27 protein-coding genes are annotated in these 25,490 nt (G+C 70.5%); 19 read left to right on the top strand and 8 right to left on the bottom strand.

Annotated elements, in window-relative coordinates; all coding sequences use genetic code 11:
• The 8 genes from ACIA77_RS34985 to ACIA77_RS34950 form a co-directional block, all read left to right on the top strand.
• On the top strand, positions 1-225 hold a 225-nt coding region (locus ACIA77_RS34985), incomplete at its 5' end, for an acyl-CoA dehydrogenase family protein (RefSeq protein ID WP_395890327.1).
• A gap of 50 nt (positions 226-275) precedes the next feature.
• Positions 276-1,220 (top strand): RNA polymerase sigma factor, encoded by a 945-nt coding sequence (locus ACIA77_RS34980; RefSeq protein ID WP_395890326.1) that lies wholly within the window; start codon positions 276-278, stop codon positions 1,218-1,220.
• A 56-nt stretch (positions 1,221-1,276) separates the two neighbouring features.
• Positions 1,277-2,155, top strand: a complete 879-nt coding sequence (locus ACIA77_RS34975) for an alpha/beta fold hydrolase (RefSeq protein ID WP_395890325.1) — start codon at positions 1,277-1,279, stop codon at positions 2,153-2,155.
• A gap of 118 nt (positions 2,156-2,273) precedes the next feature.
• A complete protein-coding gene (locus ACIA77_RS34970) occupies positions 2,274-2,795 on the top strand; it encodes a general stress protein (RefSeq protein ID WP_395890337.1) in 522 nt (173 codons plus the stop codon).
• A gap of 318 nt (positions 2,796-3,113) precedes the next feature.
• Entirely contained in the window at positions 3,114-4,427 is a 1,314-nt protein-coding gene (locus tag ACIA77_RS34965) for an ABC transporter substrate-binding protein (RefSeq protein WP_395890324.1), read from the top strand.
• Positions 4,428-4,483: 56 nt separating this feature from the next.
• Positions 4,484-5,395: a carbohydrate ABC transporter permease gene (locus ACIA77_RS34960; RefSeq protein WP_395890336.1), complete on the top strand. Its 912-nt coding sequence runs from the start codon at positions 4,484-4,486 to the stop codon at positions 5,393-5,395.
• Complete coding sequence (locus tag ACIA77_RS34955) at positions 5,395-6,234, top strand: carbohydrate ABC transporter permease (protein WP_395890323.1); 840 nt, start codon at positions 5,395-5,397, stop codon at positions 6,232-6,234. Before ACIA77_RS34960 ends, ACIA77_RS34955 begins: the two co-directional genes overlap by 1 nt.
• Before the next feature lie 3 nt (positions 6,235-6,237).
• Complete coding sequence (locus ACIA77_RS34950; RefSeq protein ID WP_395890322.1) at positions 6,238-7,419, top strand: ABC transporter ATP-binding protein; 1,182 nt, start codon at positions 6,238-6,240, stop codon at positions 7,417-7,419.
• 55 nt (positions 7,420-7,474) lie between these two features.
• On the opposite strand, the gene ACIA77_RS34945 is transcribed toward ACIA77_RS34950, so the two are convergent.
• Positions 7,475-8,383 (bottom strand): hypothetical protein, encoded by a 909-nt coding sequence (locus ACIA77_RS34945; protein ID WP_395890321.1) that lies wholly within the window; start codon positions 8,381-8,383, stop codon positions 7,475-7,477.
• A 239-nt stretch (positions 8,384-8,622) separates the two neighbouring features.
• Between ACIA77_RS34945 and ACIA77_RS34940 the strand changes: the two genes are divergently transcribed.
• Positions 8,623-8,817: a PspC domain-containing protein gene (locus ACIA77_RS34940; protein WP_395890320.1), complete on the top strand. Its 195-nt coding sequence runs from the start codon at positions 8,623-8,625 to the stop codon at positions 8,815-8,817.
• 46 nt (positions 8,818-8,863) lie between these two features.
• Here the strand turns inward: ACIA77_RS34940 and ACIA77_RS34935 are convergent, their stop codons facing one another.
• Complete coding sequence (locus ACIA77_RS34935; protein ID WP_395890319.1) at positions 8,864-9,556, bottom strand: TetR/AcrR family transcriptional regulator; 693 nt, start codon at positions 9,554-9,556, stop codon at positions 8,864-8,866.
• Between the two features lie 119 nt (positions 9,557-9,675).
• On the opposite strand from ACIA77_RS34935, the gene ACIA77_RS34930 reads away from it, so the two are divergent.
• On the top strand, positions 9,676-11,181 hold the full coding sequence (locus ACIA77_RS34930) for a DHA2 family efflux MFS transporter permease subunit (protein ID WP_395890318.1): 1,506 nt from the start codon (positions 9,676-9,678) through the stop codon (positions 11,179-11,181).
• A 101-nt stretch (positions 11,182-11,282) separates the two neighbouring features.
• A complete protein-coding gene (locus tag ACIA77_RS34925) occupies positions 11,283-12,449 on the top strand; it encodes an alpha/beta hydrolase family protein (RefSeq protein ID WP_395890317.1) in 1,167 nt (388 codons plus the stop codon).
• A gap of 24 nt (positions 12,450-12,473) precedes the next feature.
• On the opposite strand, the gene ACIA77_RS34920 is transcribed toward ACIA77_RS34925, so the two are convergent.
• The 3 genes from ACIA77_RS34920 to corA all read right to left on the bottom strand — a co-directional run bounded on the left by ACIA77_RS34920 (position 12,474) and on the right by corA (position 15,254).
• On the bottom strand, positions 12,474-13,316 hold the full coding sequence (locus tag ACIA77_RS34920) for a chromosome partitioning protein ParB (protein ID WP_395890316.1): 843 nt from the start codon (positions 13,314-13,316) through the stop codon (positions 12,474-12,476).
• Positions 13,313-13,972, bottom strand: coding sequence for a metallophosphoesterase (locus tag ACIA77_RS34915; protein WP_395890315.1), 660 nt, complete (start codon positions 13,970-13,972; stop codon positions 13,313-13,315). The genes ACIA77_RS34920 and ACIA77_RS34915 overlap by 4 nt, the downstream gene beginning before the upstream one ends.
• Before the next feature lie 193 nt (positions 13,973-14,165).
• Complete coding sequence (corA, locus tag ACIA77_RS34910) at positions 14,166-15,254, bottom strand: magnesium/cobalt transporter CorA (protein WP_395890314.1); 1,089 nt, start codon at positions 15,252-15,254, stop codon at positions 14,166-14,168.
• A gap of 330 nt (positions 15,255-15,584) precedes the next feature.
• On the opposite strand from corA, the gene ACIA77_RS34905 reads away from it, so the two are divergent.
• Positions 15,585-16,703: a DUF2332 domain-containing protein gene (locus ACIA77_RS34905; protein ID WP_395890313.1), complete on the top strand. Its 1,119-nt coding sequence runs from the start codon at positions 15,585-15,587 to the stop codon at positions 16,701-16,703.
• Positions 16,704-17,612: 909 nt separating this feature from the next.
• Here ACIA77_RS34905 and ACIA77_RS34900 read toward each other — a convergent pair.
• On the bottom strand, positions 17,613-18,023 hold the full coding sequence (locus ACIA77_RS34900; protein WP_395890312.1) for an NUDIX hydrolase: 411 nt from the start codon (positions 18,021-18,023) through the stop codon (positions 17,613-17,615).
• Positions 18,024-18,182: 159 nt separating this feature from the next.
• Here ACIA77_RS34900 and ACIA77_RS34895 point away from each other — a divergent pair, with 159 nt between their 5' ends.
• The 4 genes from ACIA77_RS34895 to ACIA77_RS34880 all read left to right on the top strand — a co-directional run bounded on the left by ACIA77_RS34895 (position 18,183) and on the right by ACIA77_RS34880 (position 20,485).
• Positions 18,183-18,347, top strand: coding sequence for a hypothetical protein (locus tag ACIA77_RS34895; RefSeq protein WP_204091374.1), 165 nt, complete (start codon positions 18,183-18,185; stop codon positions 18,345-18,347).
• A 20-nt stretch (positions 18,348-18,367) separates the two neighbouring features.
• The gene (locus ACIA77_RS34890) at positions 18,368-18,928 is read left to right on the top strand and encodes a PH domain-containing protein (RefSeq protein ID WP_204091373.1); all 561 of its coding nucleotides are present in this window, start codon (positions 18,368-18,370) and stop codon (positions 18,926-18,928) included.
• 64 nt (positions 18,929-18,992) lie between these two features.
• Positions 18,993-19,856, top strand: a complete 864-nt coding sequence (locus ACIA77_RS34885; RefSeq protein WP_395890311.1) for a PHP domain-containing protein — start codon at positions 18,993-18,995, stop codon at positions 19,854-19,856.
• A 2-nt stretch (positions 19,857-19,858) separates the two neighbouring features.
• On the top strand, positions 19,859-20,485 hold the full coding sequence (locus ACIA77_RS34880) for a MarC family protein (protein WP_395890310.1): 627 nt from the start codon (positions 19,859-19,861) through the stop codon (positions 20,483-20,485).
• On the opposite strand, the gene ACIA77_RS34875 is transcribed toward ACIA77_RS34880, so the two are convergent.
• Positions 20,482-20,910, bottom strand: a complete 429-nt coding sequence (locus ACIA77_RS34875; RefSeq protein ID WP_395890309.1) for a MarR family winged helix-turn-helix transcriptional regulator — start codon at positions 20,908-20,910, stop codon at positions 20,482-20,484. The two genes, ACIA77_RS34880 and ACIA77_RS34875, sit on opposite strands and share 4 nt — an antisense overlap.
• An 86-nt stretch (positions 20,911-20,996) precedes the next feature.
• Here ACIA77_RS34875 and ACIA77_RS34870 point away from each other — a divergent pair, with 86 nt between their 5' ends.
• The 3 genes from ACIA77_RS34870 to ACIA77_RS34860 all read left to right on the top strand — a co-directional run bounded on the left by ACIA77_RS34870 (position 20,997) and on the right by ACIA77_RS34860 (position 23,555).
• Positions 20,997-21,839: an NAD(P)H-binding protein gene (locus ACIA77_RS34870; RefSeq protein ID WP_395890308.1), complete on the top strand. Its 843-nt coding sequence runs from the start codon at positions 20,997-20,999 to the stop codon at positions 21,837-21,839.
• Between the two features lie 68 nt (positions 21,840-21,907).
• A complete protein-coding gene (locus ACIA77_RS34865) occupies positions 21,908-22,768 on the top strand; it encodes a RecB family exonuclease (protein WP_395890307.1) in 861 nt (286 codons plus the stop codon).
• A gap of 571 nt (positions 22,769-23,339) precedes the next feature.
• On the top strand, positions 23,340-23,555 hold the full coding sequence (locus ACIA77_RS34860) for a hypothetical protein (protein ID WP_395890306.1): 216 nt from the start codon (positions 23,340-23,342) through the stop codon (positions 23,553-23,555).
• A 480-nt stretch (positions 23,556-24,035) separates the two neighbouring features.
• On the opposite strand, the gene ACIA77_RS34855 is transcribed toward ACIA77_RS34860, so the two are convergent.
• Positions 24,036-25,307: a hypothetical protein gene (locus ACIA77_RS34855; RefSeq protein WP_395890305.1), complete on the bottom strand. Its 1,272-nt coding sequence runs from the start codon at positions 25,305-25,307 to the stop codon at positions 24,036-24,038.
• Positions 25,308-25,490: the final 183 nt, after the last annotated feature.

Genomic DNA, 25,490 nt, shown 5'->3' with positions numbered 1-25,490 from the left:
AACGATGTGGGGGCGGGGATGGCGAAGCTGTTGGCGTCGGAGTATTGCGCGGAGGTCACGCAGGACGCGTTTCGCATCCACGGTGGCTATGGCTACTCGAAGGAGTTCGAGATCGAGCGGTTGATGCGGGAAGCCCCGTTCCTGCTGATCGGGGAGGGCACCAGCGAGATCCAGAAGACCATCATCAGCCGCGGCCTCCTGCGCGAATACAAGTCGAAGTCCTGAGTGGTCACCTTCACGTGGGAGCGTCCGGGCACCGCTCGTACTCTGGACAGGTGAGCGAGCTTTCCGACGCCGAGCTGACGCGCGCCGCGCAGTCCGGCGACGTCACGGCGCTCGGCGTGCTGCTCGCGCGCCACGAAGCGGGGATGCGCGCCGTCGCGCTGGCGATCCTCGGCTACACCCCCGACGCCGACGACGCCGTGCAGGACGCGGCGGTGGTGGCGGTGCGGCGGATCGGCGACGTCCGCGACCCCGAAGCGGTCGGCGCGTGGCTGAAGATGGTGGTGCGCAACGCCTGCCGGGCCCGTCTGCGGTCCACACGCGACATTCCGGTGGCCGACGGCTGGGACCTCACCGCGTCGCCGCTCGCGACACCCGAGCAGCTCCTGGACGACCACGCGCTGCGCGATTGGGTGTGGCAGGCGATCGACCGGCTGTCGCCGCCCGTGCGGCTCGTGGTGCTGCTGCGGCACTTCTCGCTCGGCGTCACGTCGTACGAGGCGATCGCGCGGGCGTGCGGGATCCCCGTGGGCACCGTGCGCAGCCGGCTCAGCCAGGGCCGTGCGCAGCTCGCCGAGGCCCTGCGCGCCACGGCCGCCTCGGCCCACGCGGACGCCGGGGCGCTGGCCGCCGCCAGCCGGCTCGACGCGCTCGACACCCTGGCCTCGGCCGAACGCGGCGAATTCGCGAAGGTCCTCGCCGACCGGTGGTCCGCCGACGTGGTGCTGACCGCGTCCGGCGTGCGCGGCGTCGGCCACGGCTTCCTGCTGCGCGGCATGGAGGGCGACCTCGCGGCGGGGGTGCGCCAGCGGCCCGTGCACGTGGTGGCCGGCCGCGACGTCGTCGTGTGGGAGATGGACCTGATCAACCCGCCCGACGACCCCGAGCACTGCCCGCCCGGCGTCGCGTGGCTGATGACCCGGGACCAGGGGCGCGTGACCGACCTGCGGCTGCACCACGCGCCTGTGGCCACCGTCACGGCGGGGGCGCCGAACTAACCGCGGCCGGCGCGCATCGTGCGGGTGTTCCCAGCCCTTCCTCCGAGAGGAACCCCGTGACCCTGACCCCCGGCACCCACACCGTCGAACTCGACGGCCTCGTGCAGCGCTACCACGTCCACGGCACCGGCCCGGTGTGCGTGGCCCACTCCGGCGGCCCCGGCATCCTGTGGGACTACCTGCGGATGCCGGCCGTCGAGGAGCACCTCACCGTCGTGTACGTCGAACCCATCGGCACCGGCGGCTCCAGCCGGCTCGCGACGCACCCGGACGGCTACACCCGCGACCGCTACGTGCAGGCCGTGCTGGCGCTGCTCGACCACCTCGGGCTCGAGAAGCCGCTGTTCCTCGGCCACTCGCACGGCGGGTTCGTGGCGCAGCGCCTCGCGCTGACCCACCCGGACCGCGTGTCGGGCATCGTGCTCTACGACAGTGCCCCGGTCGTCGGCCCGGAGCACGGCGCCGAGCTCGCGCGGCAGCTGCAGGAGTACGTCCGCCGCTCCGAAGGCGAACCCGGGCTGCCCGCTGTGCTGGCGGCGTTCGAATCCCTCGGCTCGCTGTCGTCCGACGAGGACGTCACGCGCGCCGTCCGCGGCATCCTGCCCGCGTACTTCGCGGACTTCCGCGGCCGCGTCGCCGAGTTCGGCCCGCTCCAGGACCAGGTCCGCGGCGTCTACATCTCGGGCAACGCCTCTTCCGGCGTCCCGGAACTGTTCGACGACCGCCCGGTACTGGGCACGATCCGGGTGCCGGCGCTCGTCCTCGTCGGACGCTTCGACGTCATCTGCGGCGTCCACTGGGCCCAGGCCCTGCACGACGGCATCCCGGGCTCGCGGCTGGTGATCTTCGAGCACAGCGGCCACTTCGGCCACCTGGAGGAACCGGCCGCCTTCGCGGACGCCGTCGTGGACTTCGCGAAGGGACTGGACGTCTGATCGCACGGCGGGCCGGCCGCCCCACCGGAGGAGTGAACAGCATTCACCAGTACGCGGTTCGCACGGTTCGCCGGTTCTTGACAAGATGGACCCCTCGGACCGGACGAGTGTGCAGGTGATGATGGTGAGCAGTCCTTTTGGTGGCGGGCGCCCGGCCGGGCCGCCGCGGCTGCCGACGCCGCCCACGGGCTGGCCGATCGGGTCGTACGGCACCTACGAAGAGGCGCAGCGGGCGGTGGACTTCCTCGCGGAGAACGCCTTCGCGGTCACCGACGTGACGATCGTGGGCGTCGACCTGATGCTCGTGGAGCGCGTGATCGGCAGGCTCACCTGGAGCCGCGTCCTGGGCGCCGGCGCGGTGTCCGGCGCGTGGTTCGGGTTGTTCGCCGGGCTGTTGCTGGGGCTGTTCGTGAACCAGGGCTTCGCGCTGCAGTTGCTCACCGGGCTCGTGCTGGGTGTCCTTTCGGGTTTGCTGTTCTCCGCGATCGGGTACCGCATGTCGCGGGGCCGCCGCGACTTCTCGTCCGCGAGCCAGCTGGTGGCGGGCCGCTACGACGTGCTGTGCCAACCGCGCACCGCCGAGCAGGGCCGTGAGCTCCTTTCGAAACTCGCGTTGAAGCCGCCGCCCGCCACGGCCTGACCGGTTCGGCGCCGGTTGTCGGCCGAATTGCGGTTGCGCGCGTCCTGAATTCGTGCCAGTTCACCCGAATGGCAGCACCCCTTCACCCCGTTTATTCCGGCGTTTCACACTGCACGGGCCTTAATCGTTACCGATAATGCTTGCGGGGTGTGATCGCCCGGCATAGGTTGTCCGACACCAGTCGGGCGGACGCGTCCACCGGCGCGCCCGCCCGAGCACTGGCACGTCGAGGTGCTGGCGCGAACTCGCCTCATCGCGCCGTGATGCCTGGGGGCCTCACGGTACCGGCGTGCACGCGGGTGAGGAGGCTTTTGTTCGATGGGGAAGAAGAGGCTACGGGGTCGCTCGCCCGCCCGGACGGGCGCGCTGCTGGCGGCGGGATTGGTGACCACGGGTCTGCTCGCCGCGTGCGGCACGGACTCCGGGACGAAGATCAACGTCTACTACGCGCCCGAGGACAATTTCCAGACCGTTGTCGACAACTGCAACAAAGCGGCGAACGGGCGCTACGAAATCGTCTACAACAAACTCCAGCGCGGTGCCGACGATCAGCGAATCCAGATGGCGCGCCGCCTCGCCGCGGGTGACACCTCGATGGACGTCCTCGGGCTCGACGTGACGTGGGTGTCGGAGTTCGCCGAGGCCGGCTGGGCCGAGGAGTGGACCGGGCAGAACAAGGCCGCGGCGTCGGCCGGCGTGCTGCAGGGCCCGCTCGAGACGGCCACCTACAACGGGAAGCTCTACGCCGCACCGAAGAACACCAACGTGCAACTGCTTTGGTACGACGACCGCATCACCCCGAACCCGCCGAAGACGTGGGACGAGATGATGCAGATGTCGCAGCAGCTCAAGCAGCAGCAAAAGCCTTACGCCATCGTGTTCACCGGCGCCCAGTACGAAGGCCTGGTCGTCATCTACAACACGCTGGTCGAATCGCTCGGCGGCCACATCCTCTCCGACGACGGCAAGTCCGTGGTGATGGACGCCGGCGCGGTGCAGGCGCTGCAATTGCTCAAGCAGGTCGCGTCCTCGGGCATCACGGACCCGTCGCTGACCAACCAGAAGGAGGACGACGTCCGCCAGGCGTTCCAGCGCGGTGACGCCGCGTTCGAGCTCAACTGGCCCTTCGTCTACGCCTCCTACGCCGAGGAGAAGCCGAAGGACCTGTCGCACTTCAAGTGGGCGGTGTACCCGGAGGCCAAGGCGGGCATGCCCGCGAAGAGCACCATCGGTGGTTACGACCTCGCGGTGAGCCCGTACTCGCAGCACAAGCCCGAGGCGTTCGAAGCGGCGTTGTGCTTGCGCAGCGCGGAGAACCAGAAGTTCTCGGCCATCAACGACGGCGTGCCGCCGACCATCGAATCGGTGTACCACGACGACGTGCCGCTCGACCCGTCGAAGCCGGCGTCGGCCGACAACCCGAACATGGCCATCAAGTACCCGATGCGCGACACCATCCTCGACGCGCTCAAGACCGCCGCCGTGCGCCCGCTTTCCCCGGCGTACCAGAACGCGTCCACAGTGATCTCGAAGGTCCTGTCGCCGCCGTCGGCGATCGACCCGCAGCAGACCGCGCAAACGCTGCGGGAGCAGCTCAGCGACGCGCTCCAGTCGAAGGGAGTGATCCCGTGACCGTGCAGAACCCCTCGGCCGAAACCGAAACCGGCGCACCGGCCGCCCACGAGGTCGTGAGCCACCGCAAGCCCAAGCCCGCGCTGAGCGAGGGGAAGAAGGCCGAACGGCGACTGGGGCTGTGGCTGTGCGCCCCGGCGTTCCTCGTGATGGTGGCGGTGACCGGGTACCCGATCGTCTACTCGATCTGGCTCTCGCTGCAGCGCTACGACCTGAGGTTCCCGGCGCAGCACGAGTTCATCGGCTTCGCCAACTACGCCGCCGTGCTCACCAACTCCTACTGGTGGACCGCGTTCGGCACCACGATGTTCCTGACCGTGGTGTCGGTGGCGATCGAGTTCGTGCTCGGCATGGCGCTCGCGCTGCTGATGCACCGCACGCTCGTGGGCCGCGGGCTCGTGCGCACGGTCGCGCTGATCCCGTACGGCATCGTCACGGTCGTCGCGGCGTTCTCGTGGTACTTCGCGTGGACGCCGGACACCGGCTACCTCGCCAACGCACTGGCGTCCGGCGCGGCTCCGCTCACCGAGCAGTGGCCGTCGCTGTTCATCATCATCCTCGCCGAGGTGTGGAAGACCACGCCGTTCATGGCGCTGCTGCTGATGGCCGGCCTCGCGCTCGTGCCGGAAGACCTGCTGAAGGCCGCCGCGATGGACGGGGCTTCGGCGTGGCAGCGCTTCACCAAGGTGATGCTGCCGGTGATGAAGCCCGCGATCCTCGTCGCGCTGCTGTTCCGCACGCTCGACGCCTTCCGCATCTTCGACAACATCTACGTGCTCACCGGCGGCGCGCAGGACACCGGATCGGTGTCCATGATGACCTACGACAACCTCGTGAAAGGCCTGAACCTCGGGATCGGGTCGACCATGGCTGTGCTGATCTTCATCACGGTCGCGATCATCGCGTTCATCTTCATCAAGGTGTTCGGCACCGCCGCACCCGGCAGCGACGACGGGGGTAAACGCTGATGGCTACCGCAACGGCCACCACCGGCCGCAAGGTCACGTGGGGCGCCCTCGACGTCCTGGTGATCGCGTTCGCGCTCATCCCCGTGCTGTGGATCCTCTCGCTGTCGTTCAAGACGAAGGACACGCTCACCGACGGCAGCTTCTGGCCGCAGCAGTGGACGCTCAAGAACTACGCCGACATCTTCCAGACGACGGAGTTCCTGCGGGCACTGGTGAACTCGATCGGCATCTCCGTGATCTCCACGGTGATCGCGGTGGTGCTCGGCACCATGGCGGCCTACGCCGTCGCGCGCCTGGACTTCCCCGGCAAGCGGCTGCTCGTGGGGCTCTCGCTGCTGATCGCGATGTTCCCGCAGGTCTCGCTCGTCACGCCGCTGTTCAACATAGAACGGAACCTGGGCCTGTTCGACACGTGGCCGGGCCTGATCCTGCCCTACATCACGTTCGCGCTGCCGCTGTCGATCTACACGCTCTCGGCGTTCTTCCGGGAAATCCCGTGGGAGCTCGAAAAGGCGGCCAAGATGGACGGCGCGACGCCGGCGCAGGCGTTCCGCAAGGTGATCGCGCCGCTGGCCGCACCGGGCGTGTTCACCACGGCGATCCTGGTGTTCATCCTGTGCTGGAACGACTTCCTGTTCGCCATCTCGCTGACGTCCACCACGGCGTCGCGCACGGTGCCGGCGGCGCTGTCGTTCTTCACGGGTTCCTCGCAGTTCGAGGACCCGACGGGTCAGGTGAGCGCGGCCGCAGTCGTGATCACCATCCCGATCATCATCTTCGTGTTGTTCTTCCAGCGTCGCATCGTGGCGGGGCTGACGTCCGGTGCGGTGAAGGGCTGAGCCATGGCTGAAATCGTCCTCGACAAGGTTTCCAAGCGTTACCCCGACGGTGCGCTCGCGGTGTCCGAAGTGGACATCACGATCGCCGACGGTGAGTTCATCATCCTGGTCGGCCCGTCGGGCTGCGGGAAGTCGACCACGCTCAACATGGTCGCCGGCCTGGAGGACATCTCCTCCGGCGAGCTGCGCATCGACGGGCAGCGCGTGAACGAGAAGGCGCCGAAGGACCGGGACATCGCGATGGTGTTCCAGTCCTACGCGCTCTACCCGCACATGAGCGTGCGGGAGAACATGGCGTTCCCGCTGCGGCTGGCGAAGGTCGACGACGCGACGGTGAAGGCGAAGGTGGAGGAGGCGGCGGAGATCCTGGACCTCACCGCGCACCTCGACCGCAAACCGTCGAACCTCTCCGGCGGGCAGCGCCAGCGCGTGGCGATGGGGCGGGCGATCGTGCGCAACCCCAAGGCGTTCCTCATGGACGAGCCGCTGTCCAACCTGGACGCGAAGCTGCGTGGCCAGATGCGCACGTCGGTGTCGAAGATCCAGAAGCAGCTGGGCACGACCACGCTGTACGTGACCCACGACCAGACCGAGGCCATGACGCTGGGCGACCGCGTGGTGGTGCTGCGGGCCGGGTACGTGCAGCAGATCGGCTCGCCGCAGTTCCTCTACGACAACCCGGCGAACCTGTTCGTGGCCGGGTTCATCGGCTCACCGTCGATGAACTTCATCCCGGCGACGCTGGAGAACGGCGAACTGCGCAGCGCGCTGGGCACCACGCCGCTCACCGACCGGATCCGGCGGATGGCCGAGGCCGCGCAGGCGCCGCGCGAGGTGATCATGGGCATCCGCCCCGAGCACTTCGAGGACGCGGCGCTCGTCGACGCGGCCCAGCGTGGTTCGGGCGGCACGTTCACCGCGCACATCGACGTGCTCGAGTCGATGGGCTCGGAGAAGTTCGCGCACTTCACCGTGGAGGGTGAGGTGGCCACGTCGACCGAACTCGCCGAACTGGCCGCCGACAGCGGTTCCGCCGACGTGCCGGGTGCCGAATCGCTGATCGTGGCCCGGCTCTCGGCCGAATCGCGGGCGCAGGAGAACGCGGATCTAGAGCTGTGGTTCGACGCCGACAAGCTGAAGCTGTTCGACCCGTCGAACGGGCGGAACCTGACCTACAGCGAATAACGCGGGTTCACGAAGGCCCCCGCTCGCGCACCGCGGGCGGGGGCCTTCGCCGTCGTCAGGGGATCTTCGCGAATACCAGCGCCGCCACCTGCTGGGCGGCCGGGCACGCGGCGGCACCGCTCGAGCCCGTGGTGTCGACGACGCTCACCACGGCCTGCTCACCGCGGCCCGGGGTCGAGGGCGACGGCTGCGTGGTGGTGAGGCGGCAGAACGCGCCGTCGGTGGCCTGGCGCGCCGTGCGGCCGCCGAGGGTTTCCGTCGCGCCCGTGGGGACCTGCTTCTGCACGGCGAAGTCGATGCTCACCGTGCCGCGGATGCACGAGTGCCCGGACAGCCCGGCCGACGGCTGGGTGTTCGCGCCGCTGATCGCGTCGAGGTCGTGGACGTCCAGCAGCGCGCACGGGTCCACGCGGCCCCAGGAGCGGTCGGGGAACTCGTGGTGCTTCACCCGCCCGCCGCTCACAGCGGCCAGGACCCCGCCGACGACGGCGTCGGCATCGCCGCAGCGATCCCCGTTCGCGCTCAGGCCTTCGCCGTCGGACACCGACACCGCGAGCCGGATGCCGTCCGCGAACGTCACCGCGCGCGAGCACGTCTTGTCCGGCGTGAACCCGGCCTGCTGCACGGAGACGCCGTCGGGCAGGGGCCCGGAGTACTCGTACGGCTTGACGTTCGGGTCGGCGTCGGCCGCGAGCGGGCCCACCGCGACCGTGTGCGAGCGTCCGCCGCGCACGAAGTCGGCGCGGCAGTCGGTGAACGACGAATCGGGGTCGTCGGCCGTCGCGCCGCGCAGGCGCGAAACGTCGAGCAGGCTGCAGTAGTCGAGCGTGGTGAAGTCGCCGAGCGCCGAGGTCGCCGTCATCGGCGAAGGCGCCGCGGGCGCGGCCGCCGGCGCCGGGTCGGTGGAACAGCCCGCCAGCACCAGCGCGAGTGCGGCGAAGAGGGGACCGAGTGGGGAACGCACGGGGTGCAGTATCACCACGAATCGCGCGAAAATCAGCCCTGACAGGGAAATCCCACACCGGGCGCGCTCGTCGCCGCAGGTCAGCCCGCCGAACCCCGAAGCGGGTCCCGCGCGTGGCGCCCGGCGCCCGGCTGGGGCCCTTGATCCCTTAGGGGGCCGAATCGTCCCGACGAGCGATGCGGTGGTGCCGGCGCCGGTGGTGCCATGGAGTCACACACCCAACGGGGAGGGGAAAGACGATGACCGCACCAGTCGCCCAGAGGCTCAGCCGGCCTCGCCACGACCGCGTGATCGGCGGCGTGTGCGCCGGGCTGGCCCGCCGCTTCGGCACGACGCCGGGCAAGGTGCGCGTGCTGGCGCTCCTGTCCTGCCTCTTGCCGGGCCCGCAGTTCGTCGCCTACCTGATCCTCTGGGCCATCATCCCCAGCGAGTGATCGGCGCCGGTTCCGCCGAAGGGCTCCTCGTTCGCCGAGGGGCCCTTCACGCGTTGTCGGTGCGCGAGTGCTTCGGTTGCCGCCAGGCGCACATGGCCTGGTCGATCTCCTCCTGGTCCAGGCCGGGCTGGGGCAGGTCCGACGAACGGCCCGGGTCGGCGCGCAGGCCGTCGAGCAGCAGGGCCAGGTAGCGGCGCCACAGGCCCGGCTCGACGACGTGCGTGTACTCGATCACCGACCCGATCATCTGGTGCAGCAGCGGCAGATCGGTGGGCACGACGTCGGCGCGCAGCTGACCGGAAGCCTGCGCGCGTTCGACGACCTGCGTGATGAGCGGGACCATCCGGGCCTTGACCTCGGCGACGTGCTCGTGCCCGAACGCCTTGGACAGCATGATCTCCCGCAGCCCGCGGTCCGTGGAGTGCAGCTCGACCGTGCGCCACACGAACTGGGTGAAGCCGTCCCACGGGTCGTCGGCCTTGAGCGCCTCCTCGGCGAGGTCGGCCACGTCGGCGAGCTGCTCGGCGAACATGGCCTCGACCAGGTGCTCCTTGCTCGGGAAGCGCCGGTAGACCGTGCCGACACCGAGGCCGGCGTGGTGGGCGACGTCGTCGAGCGTCGCTTCGAGCCCGCGGCGGCCGAAGACCGCGCGGGCCGATTCGAGGATGCGCCGGCGGTTGAGCTCGGCGTCGCGCCGCAGCGGCCGCGCCGGTGCGGCGGGACCAGCGTCCCGTGTCATGACGCCCAGGTTACCAAAAGAAGTCGAGGCACCATCTCCGTTTCTTGTGTACGGTGGTTCGCGTAAGGGGAGGGACCTACTCCACATAGCGCTCCGATCACCGACCGTGAGGGATTTCCATGCCTGACTCCACGGCCACACTCGAACGTCCTGGGGAAGACGCACCGAGTCACGCCGCCAATCCGCACCACTCCAGACGCTGGGCCATCCTCGTGATGATCGGCCTCGCGCAGCTGATGGTGGTGCTCGACGCCACCGTCGTGAACATCGCGCTGCCCTCGGCACAGGCCGACCTCGGCTTCTCCAACGACGCCCGCCAGTGGGTCGTCACCGCGTACGCGCTGGCTTTCGGCAGCCTGCTGCTGCTCGGCGGCCGGCTCGCGGATCTGTTCGGCCGCAAGAACGCGTTCCTGGTCGGTCTCGCGGGCTTCGCCGCGGTGTCCGCCATCGGCGGGGCGGCGAGCAGCATCGAGATGCTGCTGATCGCCCGTGCGGCGCAAGGCATCTTCGGCGCGCTGCTCGCGCCGGCCGCGCTTTCGCTGCTGACCACGACGTTCACCGACCCGAAGGAACGCGGCCGCGCGTTCGGCGTGTACGGCGCCATCGGCGGTGGCGGCGCCGCGATCGGCCTGCTGCTGGGCGGGGTGCTCACCGAGTACCTCGACTGGCGCTGGTGCATGTACGTGAACATCGTGTTCGCGGTCATCGCTTTCATCGGGGGCACGCTGTTGCTGCGCCGCCAGGAGCAGGACGGCCCGCGCCCGAAGCTCGACCTGCCCGGCACGATCACCGCGTCGGCCGGTCTGTTCGCACTGGTCTACGGCTTCTCCAACGCCGAGCACGACTCGTGGAGCTCGGTGACGGTGTGGGGCTTCCTCGGCGCCGGGGTGGTGCTGCTCGCGGCTTTCGCCGTGCTGCAGCAGCGCGTGCGGCACCCGCTGCTGCCCATGCGGGTCCTGCTCGACCGCGACCGCGGCGGGTCGTACCTCGCGATGTTCCTGCTTGCGATCGGGATGTTCTCGATCTTCCTGTTCCTCACGTTCTACGTGCAGCAGAACCTGAAGTTCACGCCGATCCAGAGCGGGTTCGGCTTCCTGCCGATGGTCGCGACGCTGATGGCCGCCGCGACCACCGCGACGAGCGTGCTGCTGCCGCGCTTCGGCCCGAAGCCGCTCGTGCCCACCGGCATGCTGATCGCCGCCGCCGGACTCTGGTGGCTCAGCGCGATCGACGTCGGCAGCACGTACGCCGGCGGGGTGCTCGGCCCGCTCATGGTGATGGGTGTGGGCATCGGCCTGTCGATGGCGCCGGCGATGAGCGTCGCGACGTTCGGCGTCCAGCTACGCGACGCGGGTGTCGCGTCGGCGTCGGTGAACACCATGCAGCAGGTCGGCGGGTCCATCGGCACGGCGCTGCTGAGCACGCTGGCCGCCAACTCCGCGACGTCGTTCCTGGCCGGGCGCGCGCCGATGCCGCAGCTCGCCGCGCAGGCCGCCGTGCACAGCTACACCACCGCGTTCACGTGGGCCGCGGTGATCTTCGCGGCCGGCGCGGTGATCACCGGCCTGCTGCTGCGCCCCGGCGCGCCCCGCGGCGAAGCCGTGGTGCCGGCGGTGCACGGCTAGGCACTGATCGGGGGTGAGCGGTCCCTTCCCGGCGCGCGCCGGGAAGGGACCGCCTTTTTCAGCCGCCGTAACGGTGGTTGGCGCCACCCGACTCACCGGACATGGCAGACCCTGCGAAGGTCTTCTTCCGCGATCCCGGTTACGACGGACAGTTCACGCGCACGCTCAACGCGGCCGTGGTGCACGCGGCCGACCTCGGCGAGGCGTTCGCGACCGCGCGCCGCGTCGGCAAGCTCACCGGCGGCGGCTGGTACGACGCGTGGTCGGCCACCGCCGATCGCGCCCGCGCGGCGGCGGATTCCGCGCTGGCGGCGGGAGATCGCGTCGGCGCGCGGCACGCGTTCCTGCGGGCGAGCGAGTACCACCGGCAGTCGTACTTCTTCGTGCGCTCGGACCTCGACGACCCGCGGTTGCAGTCGGCCTACCGCGGCCACGTCGAAGCGTTCGCCGAAGCCGCGGAACTCCTCGACCACCCCGCCGAAGCGGTGCGGATCCCGTACGAGGACACGACTTTGCACGGTTACCTCTTCACGCCGCACACGTCGAGCACGCCGCGGCCCACCGTCGTCCTGCCGTGCGGCTACGACTCGACCTCGGAGGCCGGGTGGCTCGACGTGCCCGCCGCCATCGCGCGCGGCTACAACGCGCTCGTCTTCGACGGGCCCGGCCAGGGCGAAACGCTCTACACCCAGCGCCGGTTCCTGCGGCCGGACTTCGAACACGTGCTCTCGCCCGTGCTCGACTGGCTGCTCACCCGCCCGGAAGCGGACCCGGCCAAAGTGGTGCTCGTCGGCCGCTCCTTCGCCGGGTACCTCGCGCCGCGCGCCGCGACGGCCGAGCACCGCCTCGCCGCGCTCGTCTGCGATCCCGCGCAACCGGACCTGGGTTCGCGCGTGCCCAGCGGCCCGGCCGGTCTCGTCGCGGTGCCCGTGGTGCGCGCGCAGATGCGCCGGAACCCCAATCGCGCCGAGTTCTTCCGCTCCCGCATGGCGGCCCACGGCCTCACGTCGGTCCGCGAGTACTTCGCCGAGATGCGCCGCTACACGATGCTGGCCGACGCCGCGGACGTCACGTGCCCCACGCTGCTGATCGAATCCGAACACGACTTCACCGCCGGTGGCGGCCCCGTACTGCGCGACGCGCTGAAGGCGCCCGTCCGCCTCGTGCAACTCACCGAAGCCGAAGGCGTCGACGGTCACTGCGCGGGGCTGGGCCAGCAGGTCTGGACCGGGGTGGTGTACAGCTGGCTGCACGAAGTCCTGGCCTGAGGCCGGCTCGTCGGGCTGTTCGGCTCACGGGCGGCGGGCCCGCAGCGCCTCGATCACGTCGTCGTCCCAGCGGTGCGTGCGGATGAGCCGGTAGCGTTCGGCCGCGACCCAGATGTAGGCCTCCGCGTCGGTGCGGTCGCCGAGCAGGTCGGCCTGGCGCAGCATGCCCGTGACGGGCGTGAACTCCTCGTCGAACCAGCGCTGGGCGATCCGCGCGCGGTCGATGAACCGGCCCTCGTCCTGCATGAGGCGGAAGCCCCACGCCTCGACGTGTTCGCCGAGGCGCGCGTAGTTCCACGGGTCCGACATGATCACCGACGCCCGCGCGTGGCCCGTCAGCGGCACGCGCTCGAGGAACAGCCGCCGGTAGTCCTTCACGATCAGGTCGCCGCGGTAGCGGATCCCGGCCGGGTTGAGCTTCGTGCGCACCACGGTGACTTGAGCCTCTATTGTGGACAGTCCCTGCGCGTGGGCGACGGACACGCGGTGGTGCCCGTCGACGATGAAGTGCAGTTCACCCACGCGGTACACCTCGATCGGCGGGATCGCCTCGCCCCGGCGCGCGGCGAGCGCCAGCCGTTCCCAGCGTTCGCGCACGCGCCCGGACGTCGGGCGGAAGCGGCGGTCGAAGTCGCGGCTGCGGTCCACCGTGCCCACGATCGAGTCCAGGGTGATCACCCGCAGCCCGAGCCGTGATTCGCCCGCGTAGCCGAGTGCGTCGACGACTTCGTGGAACGGCAGCATGATGTTGACGTCGTCGGGTTCGCGGCGAAGCCACGTCGACAGTCGCGAAAGGACTTGGCGGCGGCGGGCGCGCAGGAAGTCGTGTTCGGCGTCGGCGCGCGGGAAACCCGTGGGTCTGGTCATCGCGGGAACTCCATGATCCGGTGGCCCACCACGTTGCGCACGCGGGTGGGACCGACCACGCGGTCCGGCACCGGTTCGCCGTGCGGGTGGATGTGGCCGTGCAGCAGCCACTGCGGGCGCAGCTGGGCGATCGTGCGGTGGAGGCAGGCGAAACCGCGGTGGGGGAGGTCGTCGCGGTCCCAGAGGTGCAGCGGCGGGGAGTGGGTGAGCAGCACGTCGACTTCGCGTCCGTCGCGCCGGCGGCGCCACTTCGCGCGAAGCTCCAGCAGCCGGGCGCGGCGCGACTGCTGGCGCTGCGTCCACTGGTTCGGCCCGTCGGTGTAGCGGATCGAACCGCCGAGCCCGGCGAACCGGAGCCCGGCGACGTCGACCACGCGCCCGTCGGCGTTGATCCCGCCCGCGGGACCGGGCCACTCCGCGGGGAAACCGTCCTTCATGGACAGTCCGCCGGAGCGCGTGAAACCGCTCAGGTCGGGGTCGTGGTTGCCGGGGACGAACACGCACGGCAGGTCGAGCGCGCTGGCGAGGAACTCGAGGTACTCGTACGGCAGATCACCGGCGCCGATGACGAGGTCGAGGCCGGCCGCGAGCGAGCGGACCGCGCCGGTCCACAGTCGCTCGTCGACCTCGTCGGCCACCACCAGCGCTTTCGGCACGCACCCAGGGTACGGCCTCCGATCGTCACTTCAGGCCGTGCGAGAAGCCCGGGTTGAGGCTGATCACGGTGACGATGCCGAGGATCCAGACGATCCCGAGCGTCAGGGCCCAGAACTTGAGGTTGGTCAGCAGACGGGGCATGGGAGTACTCCTGTACGGGTTCCGGAGGGAGAAAGGGGGACCTCGAAGCGGCTAGAGCCAGCCGTTCTTCCGGAATATTCGGTACAGGAGCAGGCAGATCGCGAAGATCACGGTGACCGCGATCGGGTACCCGAACTTCCAGTGCAGCTCGGGCATGTAGTCGAAGTTCATGCCGTAGATCCCCGCGCCCATGGTGGGCACGGTGATGATCGCCGCCCACGCGGTGATCTTGCGCATGTCGGTGTTCTGCTGCAGCGAGATCTTGGCGACGGTGGCGTCGACCAGGGTGCTCAGCAGTTCGTCGAACGCGGCCACGCGCTCGGACACGGTCACGAGGTGGTCGGCGACGTCGCGGAAGTAGGAGCGGACCTCGTCGGGCACCAGCCGGGTGTAGCCCTCGGCGAGCCGCGAGACGGGCGTGGCCAGCGGGAGCACGGCGCGGCGCAGCTCGAGCACTTCCCGCTTCATGAGGTAGATCTGCTCGGCGCTCACCAGCGACCGCGGCGCGAACACCTGCGCCTCGATCTCGTCGATGTCGGATTCGATGCGGCTGGTGACCTCGAGGTAGTGGTCCACGACGTGGTCGGCGATCGCGTGCACGACGGCGGCCGGGCCCAGGCTCAGGCGCTCGGGGTCGTCGTCCATGTCGCGGCGCAGCCGGGCCAGCCCGGAGTGGTTGCCGTGGCGCACGGTGATCACGAAGTCGCGGCCGAGGAACACCATGAGCTCGCCGGTCTCGACGATCTCGTTGGCCGTGGTCGGCGACTCGTGCTCGACGTAGCGGACGGTCTTGAGCACCAGGAAGAGCGTGTCGTCGTAGCGCTCCAGCTTGGGCCGCTGGTGCGCCTCCAGCGCGTCCTCGACCGCCAGCTCGTGCAGGCCGAACGTCTCCGCCACGCCCTGGATCTGCTCGGCGTCCGGCTCGTGGAGCCCGATCCACACGAACCCGGCGTGCCGCTTCCGGACCTCCTTGATGGCGTCGGAGTGCGTCCAGCGGCCGGGCAGGCGCTTGCCGTCGACGTACACCGCGCAGTCGACGACGTACGCCGACAAGGGCACCGGGATCGGCCGCTCGACCGACGGCTTGGTGCGGCTGCCGCCGCGACCGCGAAGGCCTCCGAGCGAAGGGATGGCAGGCATGGGATCTCCTGGGCTGGCGTCGTGGAACACGAAAACGACGGCCAGGCGGACTTCAGCGTCCGTCCGGCATCACCGGCGTTCTCGGCTCGCCGGCTACCAGGAGGGGATTCGGCCGGCCGGCGAAGCGGGAACGCTGGGACTACTAGGGAGCGGACTATCGCCACTACTCATAAGGCGTTCCTCACCTCCTTCGGGCCGGCGCGATCGTGAGACGGGGCTCGCGTTGACGCACGAACACCAATGGTCGAGGGTACTCCTCACCACCGGTGAGTGTCGCAAGTGGCTCGGGCGGCGTTACCCGGCCGGTGGTTCGTGCGAGGAGGAGTGCGGGTGGCCATCGCCCTGGAAGAGATCAAGCAGCGGCTGCGCAGGTTCGCCGAGGTCGAGTGTCGCGACGTCTCGCCGTTGTACGACCACCTCGCCACGCAGGCGGCCGAGGACGACGACGTGGCGGGCCTGCTGACCGACGCGCGCGGCGGCGAGGCCCGCGGCCCCCTGCTGATGGCCACCGCGCACCGCCTCATCCAGGCCGACCCCATCCACCCGCTCTCGCGCTACTACCCGTCGCTGGGCGGTTTCGACGGCGTGGACGCCGAGACGTGGCCCCTGTTCAGGCAGTTCCTGCTGGAGCGCGCGGACAAGGCCCGGGCGATCATCGGGTCGCGCTACACCCAGACCAACGAGGTCCGCCGCGCGTCGCTGGTCTACCCCGCCGTCGCCGCGGCCGCGAAGGAAGCGGGCGGCAAGATCGCCCTGCTGGAGGTCGGCTGCAGCGCGGGCCTGCTCCTCGGGCTCGACCGCTTCTCCTACCGCTACCAGTGCGACGGCGGCGAGCAGCTCGTCGCGGGCCCCGCCAAGGCCGCCGTCGGCCTGCACTGCGCCCTCGACCTGGCTCCCGGCGCCGTGCTGCCGAAGCTGCCGAAGAAGGTCTCCGTGGCGGCGCGCGCCGGCCTCGACCGCGCCCCCGTGGACCTCGCCGACGAGGAAGCACTGGCGTGGCTGGAGGCCTGCGTCTGGGCCGACCAGCCGGACCGCATCCGCCTCCTGCGCACGGCCGCCGCGGAACAGCGCAAGCACGTCCCGAACCTCATCGCGGGCGACGGCGTCGACGACCTCGCCTCAGCCGCCGCGACGCTGCCCGAAGACCTCCCGCTGGTCGTCCTGACCAGCCACGCCCTCGCCTACTTCGGCGACCGCCGCGCGGAGTTCGTCGACGCCCTCGGCGCCTTGGCCGCCACGCGCCCGCTGTGGTGGGTCACGGTGGGCTTCTACGCCGCCGGGCTCAAGGTCATCCTCCCGGACCGCACCGACCTCGCCGACGCCCCCGCCCCGGGCTCCTCGGACACGAGCGTGCTCGGCCTGGTCACGTGGTCCTCCGGCGCCCCCACCGCCCGCGTCCTGGCCCGCACGACGCCCCACGGGCAGCGCATGACGTGGCTGCCTTCCTGACCGGCTGGGCGAGCCTGGGCGGGCTTCCCGGACCTTTGCCGCCTGGCAGAGCCCGGCCAGGCTGAGCAATGGCAGGCTGAGCAAGGGCAGGGCGCCCCACACTCGCGAGACAGCGTTCCGTCAGAGTTTTGCGGCCTGGTGCGGACCGGGCACGGCTCTTGTTGATCATGTTGGTATCCGGCCCACGTTGGCCACTACGCCCGCGACCACGGGCACATCGAGGTCAATCGCACCGCGGTCCGCCGGATCGCCCCACCGGCGACCCACCCCGCGCACCAAGCCACCGGCGGCTTGCACGCGATCTCGCCTCCAGCGCGCTCCGCACCGCAGGCCACGCCGACATCACCAAGGACCACACACGGCTCGCACCTGCACCCGGCCAGGCAGAGCGCGGGCAGGCAGAGCGCGGGCAGGCAGAGCGCGGGCAGGCAGAGCGCGGGCAGGCAGAGCGCGGGCAGGCAGAGCGCGGGCAGGCAGACCCCGGCCAGGCAGACCCCGGCCAGGCAGACCCCGGCCAGGCAGACCCCGGCCAGGCAGACCCCCGCCCTCCCACGGGGGGCGTCCCACGTCCAGCATATCCACCACCCCCGACAAAACCACTGGTCGAGCCGCCACAAGCCCCCACTTGTCCACAACTCGGCCACCCTGTGGACAGGCCCGCCGAGCGCGCCGGCCACCGGATCGCACCCACGCTCTGTCACACACGTCACACTCACCCCATTGGTCACACCTGTCCATCCCGGCCCAGCCGAATACGGCTGCACGTTCGCATGCACAGTTGTTGATAAGAAATCGCTCAACCCGGCATTTCCCGTGCTCACGTCGGCGGGCAACGGGACAACGCCATTAACCAACATCGAAGCCGGGTGCGCGCGAGTGCGCCTTATCCGCAAATTCGAGTTATTCGATTCACGCCCGCGGTAAAGCGTCCCAGTCACGCAGTGTTACGTAGAGTCGATCCGCCAACTGTCCCGAGGACTCGAGCGCCACCAGTTCGGCCGAGTCGACCCAGCGGGCGTCGGCCGCGTCGTCGCCGGCCGTGAGGGTGCCGCCGGTGACTGTGCAGGTGTAGTCCCGGATGTCGTAAACCCCGCGGGAGACGGCGCCGACGAATGTGTGCGGAGTCACGTCGAGGCCGGTTTCCTCGTGAAGTTCCCGAACGACCGCCTGAAAGTCCGTTTCGCCCGGTTCCACGCGGCCTCCGGGGAGGGACCACAGCCCGCGGCCGGGGTCGTGGCCGCGCTGGATGAGCAGCAGTCTGCCCTGGTCGTCGAACACGATGCCGCCCACGCAGGGCACCCGGGAGTCCACGCTCGTCATCCCCAAACCGTCACGCTGTACACGGAGAGTAGCCATACGGTACACTTCGGACCGCCTGCTGACCCATGCGCGGGACTTTCCCGCCGCAGGGGTGGTTGGTGCGGTACAACGTAGAAAGTCAGTTTTCCGGTGCCACGTTTAGAGACGGGATTGATCGCTGTGAACGCGAAGAAGCTTGCGGGTCTCGTGGGTATCGCGTTGGTGCTGTTCTTCGTGATCGCCCAGCCGAACCAGGCCGCTGGTCTCGTCGGCAACATCGTCGAGTTCCTCCGTAGCTCGGCCGAATCGGTGGTCTCGTTCGTCAGCAACGTCTTCAACGGCTGACAGGGGGATAGCCTCGAGACATGTTCGCGCCACGCGACCCCGACGAGTACCTCCTCGACACCGAGCGGCGGGTCATCAGGATCCGCCGTCACTGGGCAGTGCTCCTCTGGGACACGTTCGAAGCGGCGGCCCTCCTCGCCGTCTGCGTACTCGTCTCGTACCTGCTGCCGCCCTCGTTGTGGGTGGTGCAGAACATCCTCTGGTACGTCGCGCTGCTGGTCGTGCTGCGGTTCGCCTACGCGGTGGTCCAGTGGTGGGTGGAACGGCTGGTCGTCACCGACAAGCGGTTCGTGCTGACGAAGGGCGTCATCACCACGAAGGTGCTGATGATGCCGATCACGAAGGTCACCGACCTCACCTACGAGCGGCCCGGCTGGGGCCGGCTGCTCGGTTACGGGACGATGATCGTCGAGTCGGCTGGCCAGATCCAGGCGCTCAACCGCATCGACTACCTGCCGCGGCCCGAGGAGTTCTACGACACGATCTCGGAGCTGGTGTTCGGCGACAAGCAGAAGCAGGCCGAGCGCTTCTCCATGATCAAGGCGCAGCGCGCCGCGCGGGGTAAGAAGCCCGTCGGCTGACCCGCGGGCGTTTTGCCAGGTACCGGCATCGCTGTGACGCAGCGCATCGTCGACAATGGACCCGATGCGCATCGACCTGCACGCCCACTCCACCGCCTCCGACGGCACCGACAGCCCCTCCGGGCTGGTTGACGCTGCCGTCCGGGCCGGTCTCGACGTGGTCGCGATCACCGACCACGACACCACCGCCGGCTGGGGCCCGGCGGCGGAGGCCGTCCCGCCCGGGCTGACCCTCGTCCCGGGAGCCGAGCTCTCCACGGTGTCCGTCGACCCGGACACGGGCTGGCGGATCAGCGTGCACCTGCTCGCGTACCTGTTCGACCCGGCGGCGCCCGCGCTCGTCGCCGAGCAGACGCGCCTGCGCGCCGAACGCCGCACCCGCCTGCGCGCGATGGCCGACCGCATGGCCGCCGACGGCCTCCCCGTCGACGCCGACGAGATCATGGGCCTGCTGCCCGCCGATTCGCCCGCGGGCCGCCCGCACCTCGCGCAGGCGCTCGTGCGCGCCGGCCTGGTGTCGAGCGTCGACGAGGCCTTCGCCGAGTACCTCGGCAGCCGCCGCGGCTACTACGTGCCACGCCACGACACGCCGGTCGAGGAGGCGATCGACATGATCGTCGCGGCCGGCGGTGTCACGGTCATCGCGCACCCGTTCGCCTTCAGTCGCGGCGCGACGATCAGCGAGGACACCCTGCGCGACCTCGCGCGCCGCGGGCTGACCGGGGTGGAGGTCGACCACCCCAACCACGAGCCGGCCACGCGCGTGCGCACCCGCGAGCTGGCCGACGAGCTCGGCCTGCTCCGCACGGGTTCGAGCGACTACCACGGCACGAACAAGACCATCGGCCTCGGCCAGGAGACCACCGAACCCGGCCAGCTGGAGGAGCTGATCTCCCGGGCCACCGGTTCCCAAGTGGTGAAGGGCTGACGTTGGGGATCGCGCAGTACTTCGACGCCAAGCTGTTCATCAGCGCCACCATCACGCTGATCGTGATCATGGACCCGCCGGGCACGGTGCCCGTGTTCCTCAGCCTGGTCGGCCGCAAGCCGATGGCCACGCGCGTCCGGGCGGCGCGGCAGGCCGTGCTGGTTTCGCTGCTGGTCATCACGCTGTTCGCCGTGGCCGGGCAGGCGATCCTCGCGTACCTGGGCATCGGCATCCCCGCGCTGCAGGGCGCGGGCGGGCTGCTGCTCCTGCTCATCGCGTTGCAGCTGCTCACCGGCAAGGGCAGCGCCGAGCCCGAAGCGGCCGACGACGTCAACGTCGCCCTCGTGCCGCTCGGCACCCCGCTGCTGGCCGGGCCGGGCGCCATCGCGGCGACCATCGTGTTCGTCCGCCAGGCCGACGGGCACCTCGGCGCGTACATCGCGCTGGGGCTGGCGATCCTGGCCGTGCACTTCGTGATCTACACGTGCATGCGCTTCTCCGGCGTCGTCATCCGGCTGATCAAGGAAAGCGGCATCACGCTCGTCGCGAAGATCGCCGGTCTCTTGCTCGCGGCCATCGCCGTGGAGCTCGTGGCCAACTCCGTCAAGGGCTTCATCGCGGGCGGTTAGGCCCGGCCGAGCTCCTCGTCGGCGGCGGCGAGGACCTTGGCCAACGCCGCCATCAGGTGCTTGCGCTCGGCGGACGTGAGGCCGGCGGTCAGCTTGGTTTCGAGGTGGCGCCGCTCGGCTTCGACGGGCTCGCGCAACGCGCGCCCGGCCTCGGTGAGCCACAGCCGCACGAGACGGTTGTCCTTCTCGTCGCGCCGGCGGGTGAGCAGACCCGCGGCGGCCATGCGCGTCGCCATCTTGACCACGGTGGGGGTGGTGACGTGCAGCCTCGCGGCGATCTCACCGGGGGTGGCGCCGTCGGTGGTCCAGAGCGCTCCGAGCAGCACGTTCTGACCCTCGTGGAGGCCGTGCCGTCGCATGGCGGCGTCGGAGAGAGCGCGGATCGCCTTGTGCGTACGACTGTGCAGGTCGAGGTACTCCGGCACGACAGCTCCAGGATCGGTTGACGGCTAATCATTAACCGGCTAACGTTCTGCGAAGAGTCATTAGACGGCAAACGACTGGGGAAGTCATGTTACTGATCACCGGAGCCACCGGGAACATCGGGCGCGCCCTCGTGTCCGAGCTGAGCACACGGGGAGCGAAGGTGCGCGCGCTGAGCCGCGACGCCGCCCGCGTCGCCGCCCTGCCCGGCCAGGTCGAGCGGGCCGTCGGCGATCTCGCGGAGCCGTCGACCCTGCCGCCCGTGTTCGACGGCGTCGAGCGAGTCTTCCTGCTCACGCCCGGGCTGGGGACGGACAACGTGGCGAACGCGGTCGCGGCCGCGCGTGCGGCCGGGGTCCGGCAGGTGGTGCTGCTGTCGTCGAACAACGTGCTCGGCGATCCGATGCCGTTGATGGGCCGCTGGCACCACGAGCGGGAGGAACTCGTGCGCGCCTCCGGCGTCCCGTGGACGATCCTGCGGCCGGGCGGGTTCATGAGCAACGCTCTGGAGTGGCGCGAATCGGTGCGTGCCGGAGTGGTGCTCGACCCGGTGGGTCCGGGGCGGTTCGCACCGATCGACACCGCCGACATCGCCGCAGTCGCCGCCGTGATCCTCACTTCGGGCGGGCACGAGGGGGCGGCGTACGAGCTGACTGGTGCCGAGCTGATGACGGTCGCGGATCAAGTCGGGATCTTGGCGGCGGCGCTCGGGCGGGAGCTGGTGGTGCGGGCCGCGCAGTCGCCGGAGGAGGTCGTGCGGTCTCGGTTCGCCCACGGCGCGCCGCCCGTGCTCGCGGCGGCTCTCGTGGAGGGGTTCGAGCGGATGCGGGCCGACGTCGTGGGCCGCAGAACCGAAACCGTCGAGCGGCTGCTGGGCCGGGCGCCGCGGACGTTCGCGGACTGGTGCGCGCGGCACGCCGGAGCGTTCTGAGAGGAGCCCCGAGCCGGAAAGTGTCGGTGGTGGTGCGTAGCGTGGGCGCCGGACCGAACGGGGGTTGCGTGAAGGAACAGCTGGGGTTCGACTTCGGAACCGAGCAGCCGCAGCGGCTCACCAAGGTGTCGCCGGCGCGGCTGAGCAACTTCGACGACTGCCCGCGTCGCTACCGCTTGACGTACCTCGACCGGCCGACGCCGCAGCGCACCGGGCCGTGGGCGCACAGCACGCTGGGCGCGGTGGTGCACAACGCGTTGCGCGCCTTGTTCGACCTGCCGGCCGCGAAGCGCACGCCGCAGCGCGCGATGGCGCTCGTCGGTGAGCACTGGAAGGACGCCGGGTTCGCCGACGCCGAGCAGTCCGCGCGGTACCGGGCGCGAGCGAAGGGCTGGGTCGGGGAGTACGTCGAGGACCACGACGTGACCGATGATCCGGTCGGCCTCGAGCGCTGGGTCTCCGCGCCGGTCAGCACCACGGGTGGCGCGCCGACGTTGATCATCGAAGGCCGCGCCGACCGCATCGACAGCCGCGGTGGTGAGCTCGTGATCGTGGACTACAAGACGGGCCGTCGGGAACCGGACGAGTTCGAGGCGCGGGCGTCGCAGGCGCTGGCGATGTACGCGGTGGCGTCGGCGCGGACGTTGCGCATGCCGTGCACCAAGGTCGAGCTGCACCACCTGCCCACGGGCACGGTGGCCGCGGCCGAGCACACGCCGGATTCCTTGCGCCGCCACCTGGAACGCGCGGAGGAGACCGCCGCCGACCTCCGCCTCGCGACGGATACCCTGGACGCGGGCGCCGACGGCGACACGCTGTTCCCCGCCCGCCCCGAGCGCCGCTGCTCCTGGTGCGACTTCCGCCCGAGCTGCGCCGAGGGCCAGCAGGCCGCACCCGCGGCCCAGCCCTGGGACCTGCTCGCCCCCTGACCCAGGCTCCTTCGCCCGACGACGATTGGACGGATCCCACGTGGCCTCACCCGACACCCAGGAACTGGCGATCGTCCCGCCGCCCGCCCCACCCGCGGACGACGCTGCCGGAACCGTTGTCGATGAGGTGCTCGGTGCGGCTGCGGAGGTTGGGGTTGGCGGAGTTGAGGCTGCGCCGGTGTTGGGGACCGCGGTCGCGGGTGGAGTTCCCGGAGTCGACGGCGGTGTGGCGATGGGAACCGCCGCCGCGGTGCCGGGTGCTGGCGTTGAGCCAGAGGCAGCCGAGTCCGCAGCACCTGGGGCTTTGCCGGAGCGCGGGCCTGTCCCGGCCGCTTCACCGCAGGCCGGGCCGACTTCCGATGCACCGAGACTTGCTTCAGCCAGTCCGGCCGCTCCGGCTCGCGACTCGGCTTCCCTCGGCGGAGCGGCCGTCGTCGGGCCGCTCGAAACCGCCACGACTGAACCGGTCCCCGTAGCCACTCCGGAGCGGGTGGAGGCGGTCGCGCCGGAGAAACCGCGGGGCCGGTGGTGGCGCGGGTTCACGGGGTCGGTGGCCGCGAGCTTGGCTGTGTTGGCCGTCGGCGTCTTGGGCGTCGAGGTCGTCTGCCTCGCCACGGACGCCCCCGGCCCCGGCCTGCCGATGCTGATCGGCCACCCCGTGGCCGCCGTCGTCGCCCTCCTGCTGCAGCGCTTCGCCGACCGGCGCTACGGCCGCGCAGCCGGCATGGCCGGCACCGGGGTCCTGGTCGTGGCGATCGTCGTGCTGGCCGCGTTCTGGCTCGCCTGACCTCTCGCGGTCGTCGAAACGGCCGGATTGCCTGACATCCTGAACTCCCCGCGCTGCGGAAGCTGTTCTCCCCCAACGGAAACACCCCTTGCCCACAACTGGCCCGGCCTGTGGACAACCGGCGGCTTTGGCGAATTTTGTCGGTGGTGGCCGGTAGAATGGGATCGGGGACGCCCCCCTCGGGAGGGCGGGGGCTGTTCGGCGAGTGGGGCCCCGGCGCAAAGGGTGCTGGGGTGGCCTGGGGCGGTTGCGGTCGAGGATTCCGGATGGGTGGCGGCCTACGCCGCCGTGGTTCGGATCAGTCAGCTGCGCGGGTGGGCGGATCTCTCGAGGGCGGTCGCACGGCGCCAGCCGCGGCGCGTGGATCGAGCAGTGGCCCGAGTGAAGACAACACGGCAGTGGAGCCGTGACGAGCGCCCCGGGTCGGTGAGGCTGGCTGATCGGAGCCGGGGGAGCGAGCGTCACCTGCGCTAGGGCGGATCAGCGCAGCGCGGCGACCACCGGACCGCGTTGTTCGAGCAGTACCGGGCCCAGCGCGGTCAGGCGGACCACGCCGTTGTAGGCGCCCCGGTCGACGCCGACTGTGCGGATCGTCGAGCCGTTCGATTCGTTGAGGACCGCGAGGCCGCCCTTGATGGGCACCACGAGTTGGTGCGCGAAGGTGATGCCGGGGCCCAGGGTGCCGGACAGGGTCCAGCGGGGGGTGAGGTCGTCGCGGGAGAGGGCGATCGTCTTGGTGCCCGTGAACCAGTAGACGGCGCTGTCGGTGCGGCTGGTCTGCTCCGCGCCACCCGCGGGGTCGGCGGCGAGGTCCGACGCGGGGAGATCCATGGGGTACGCGGACTTCTCCGAGCCGTCCGGGCCGTAGATGACCAGGAGTTTCTGGTCGGGCAGCAGCACGGCCGTGAAGTCGCCCGACATGGCGACGACGCGGGCGCGCGAGCCGGCCAGCACGGTGCTGAAGACGACCACCGGCTGGTCCTCGTGTTCGGCCGTGGCGCGGTACACGGTCAGCCGGTCGTGGGGGTCGCCGGGACAGCGTTCGATGACGCCGACCTTCTCGGCGGCCGCCGCGACCGTGCCGTAGGTGCAGCCGGTGCGCGGCTGCTTGTTCGGGTTGACGATGAACGGCACCTTGCCGTACTCCATGCTCTTCACCAGGTCGTCGCGCCAGGTGTCGAGCAGGTGCTTGCCCGTGGTGGTCACGTGGGCGCCGTCGCTCACGAGCTGCGTGCCGAGCTCCGCGTCGCCGTTGCGCTGGGCCGTGATGTGGCCCGTCGACGGATCGAGCTGCGTCACTTCGCTGCAGCCCATCGACTTGTGGTACACGGCGTTCACGCGGCCCCACGCGGTGTCCACAGTGCACAGTTGCAGGTTGTTGCGCGTGTAGTGCCAGCGGATCTTGCCGGTCAGCGGATCGCGACCCGCAACCTCGCCGCCGTCCGCCGTCGTCACCGTGTCGCTCTCGCCGATCGGCACGGGCGCCGCGGAGCTGGGCGCCTGCCACAGCTGCGACATCGCCCCCGGCACGGCCGCCGGGGCCGTCGGCAACGCCGGCGGCGGATCGGCGAGCGCCCGGCTCGTGTGCAGGTTGTCACTGGTCAACGCCACGACCAGACCCACGGCCACAACCACCACCGCGATCACCGCGGCGATCACCCGATCGCGCCCCCGGTTCCACGGCGACCGCCGCACCCGCACAGGCGGCGCACGGTGCCCCGCCGCAGCCACGGGCTCCGGCGAGGCCAGCACGGCTTCAGCGCCATACGCGTCTTCACCGGCGCGCGGGACTTCAGCGCCGGCCGCACCTTCACGCGAGAACTCGGTCCCCTGCGCGGACGCAGTGCCGGACCAGTCCCCGGCACCGGTCGTGCGCTCAGCCTCACGTGAGGTCTCGGCCCAACGTGACGCCGCGCCGTGCGGCGAACTTTCGGC

This window comes from Amycolatopsis sp. NPDC051903 (assembly GCF_044452505.1).
Classification (GTDB): Bacteria; Actinomycetota; Actinomycetes; order Mycobacteriales; family Pseudonocardiaceae; genus Amycolatopsis.
This window is presented reverse-complemented; position numbering and strand designations above follow the sequence as displayed.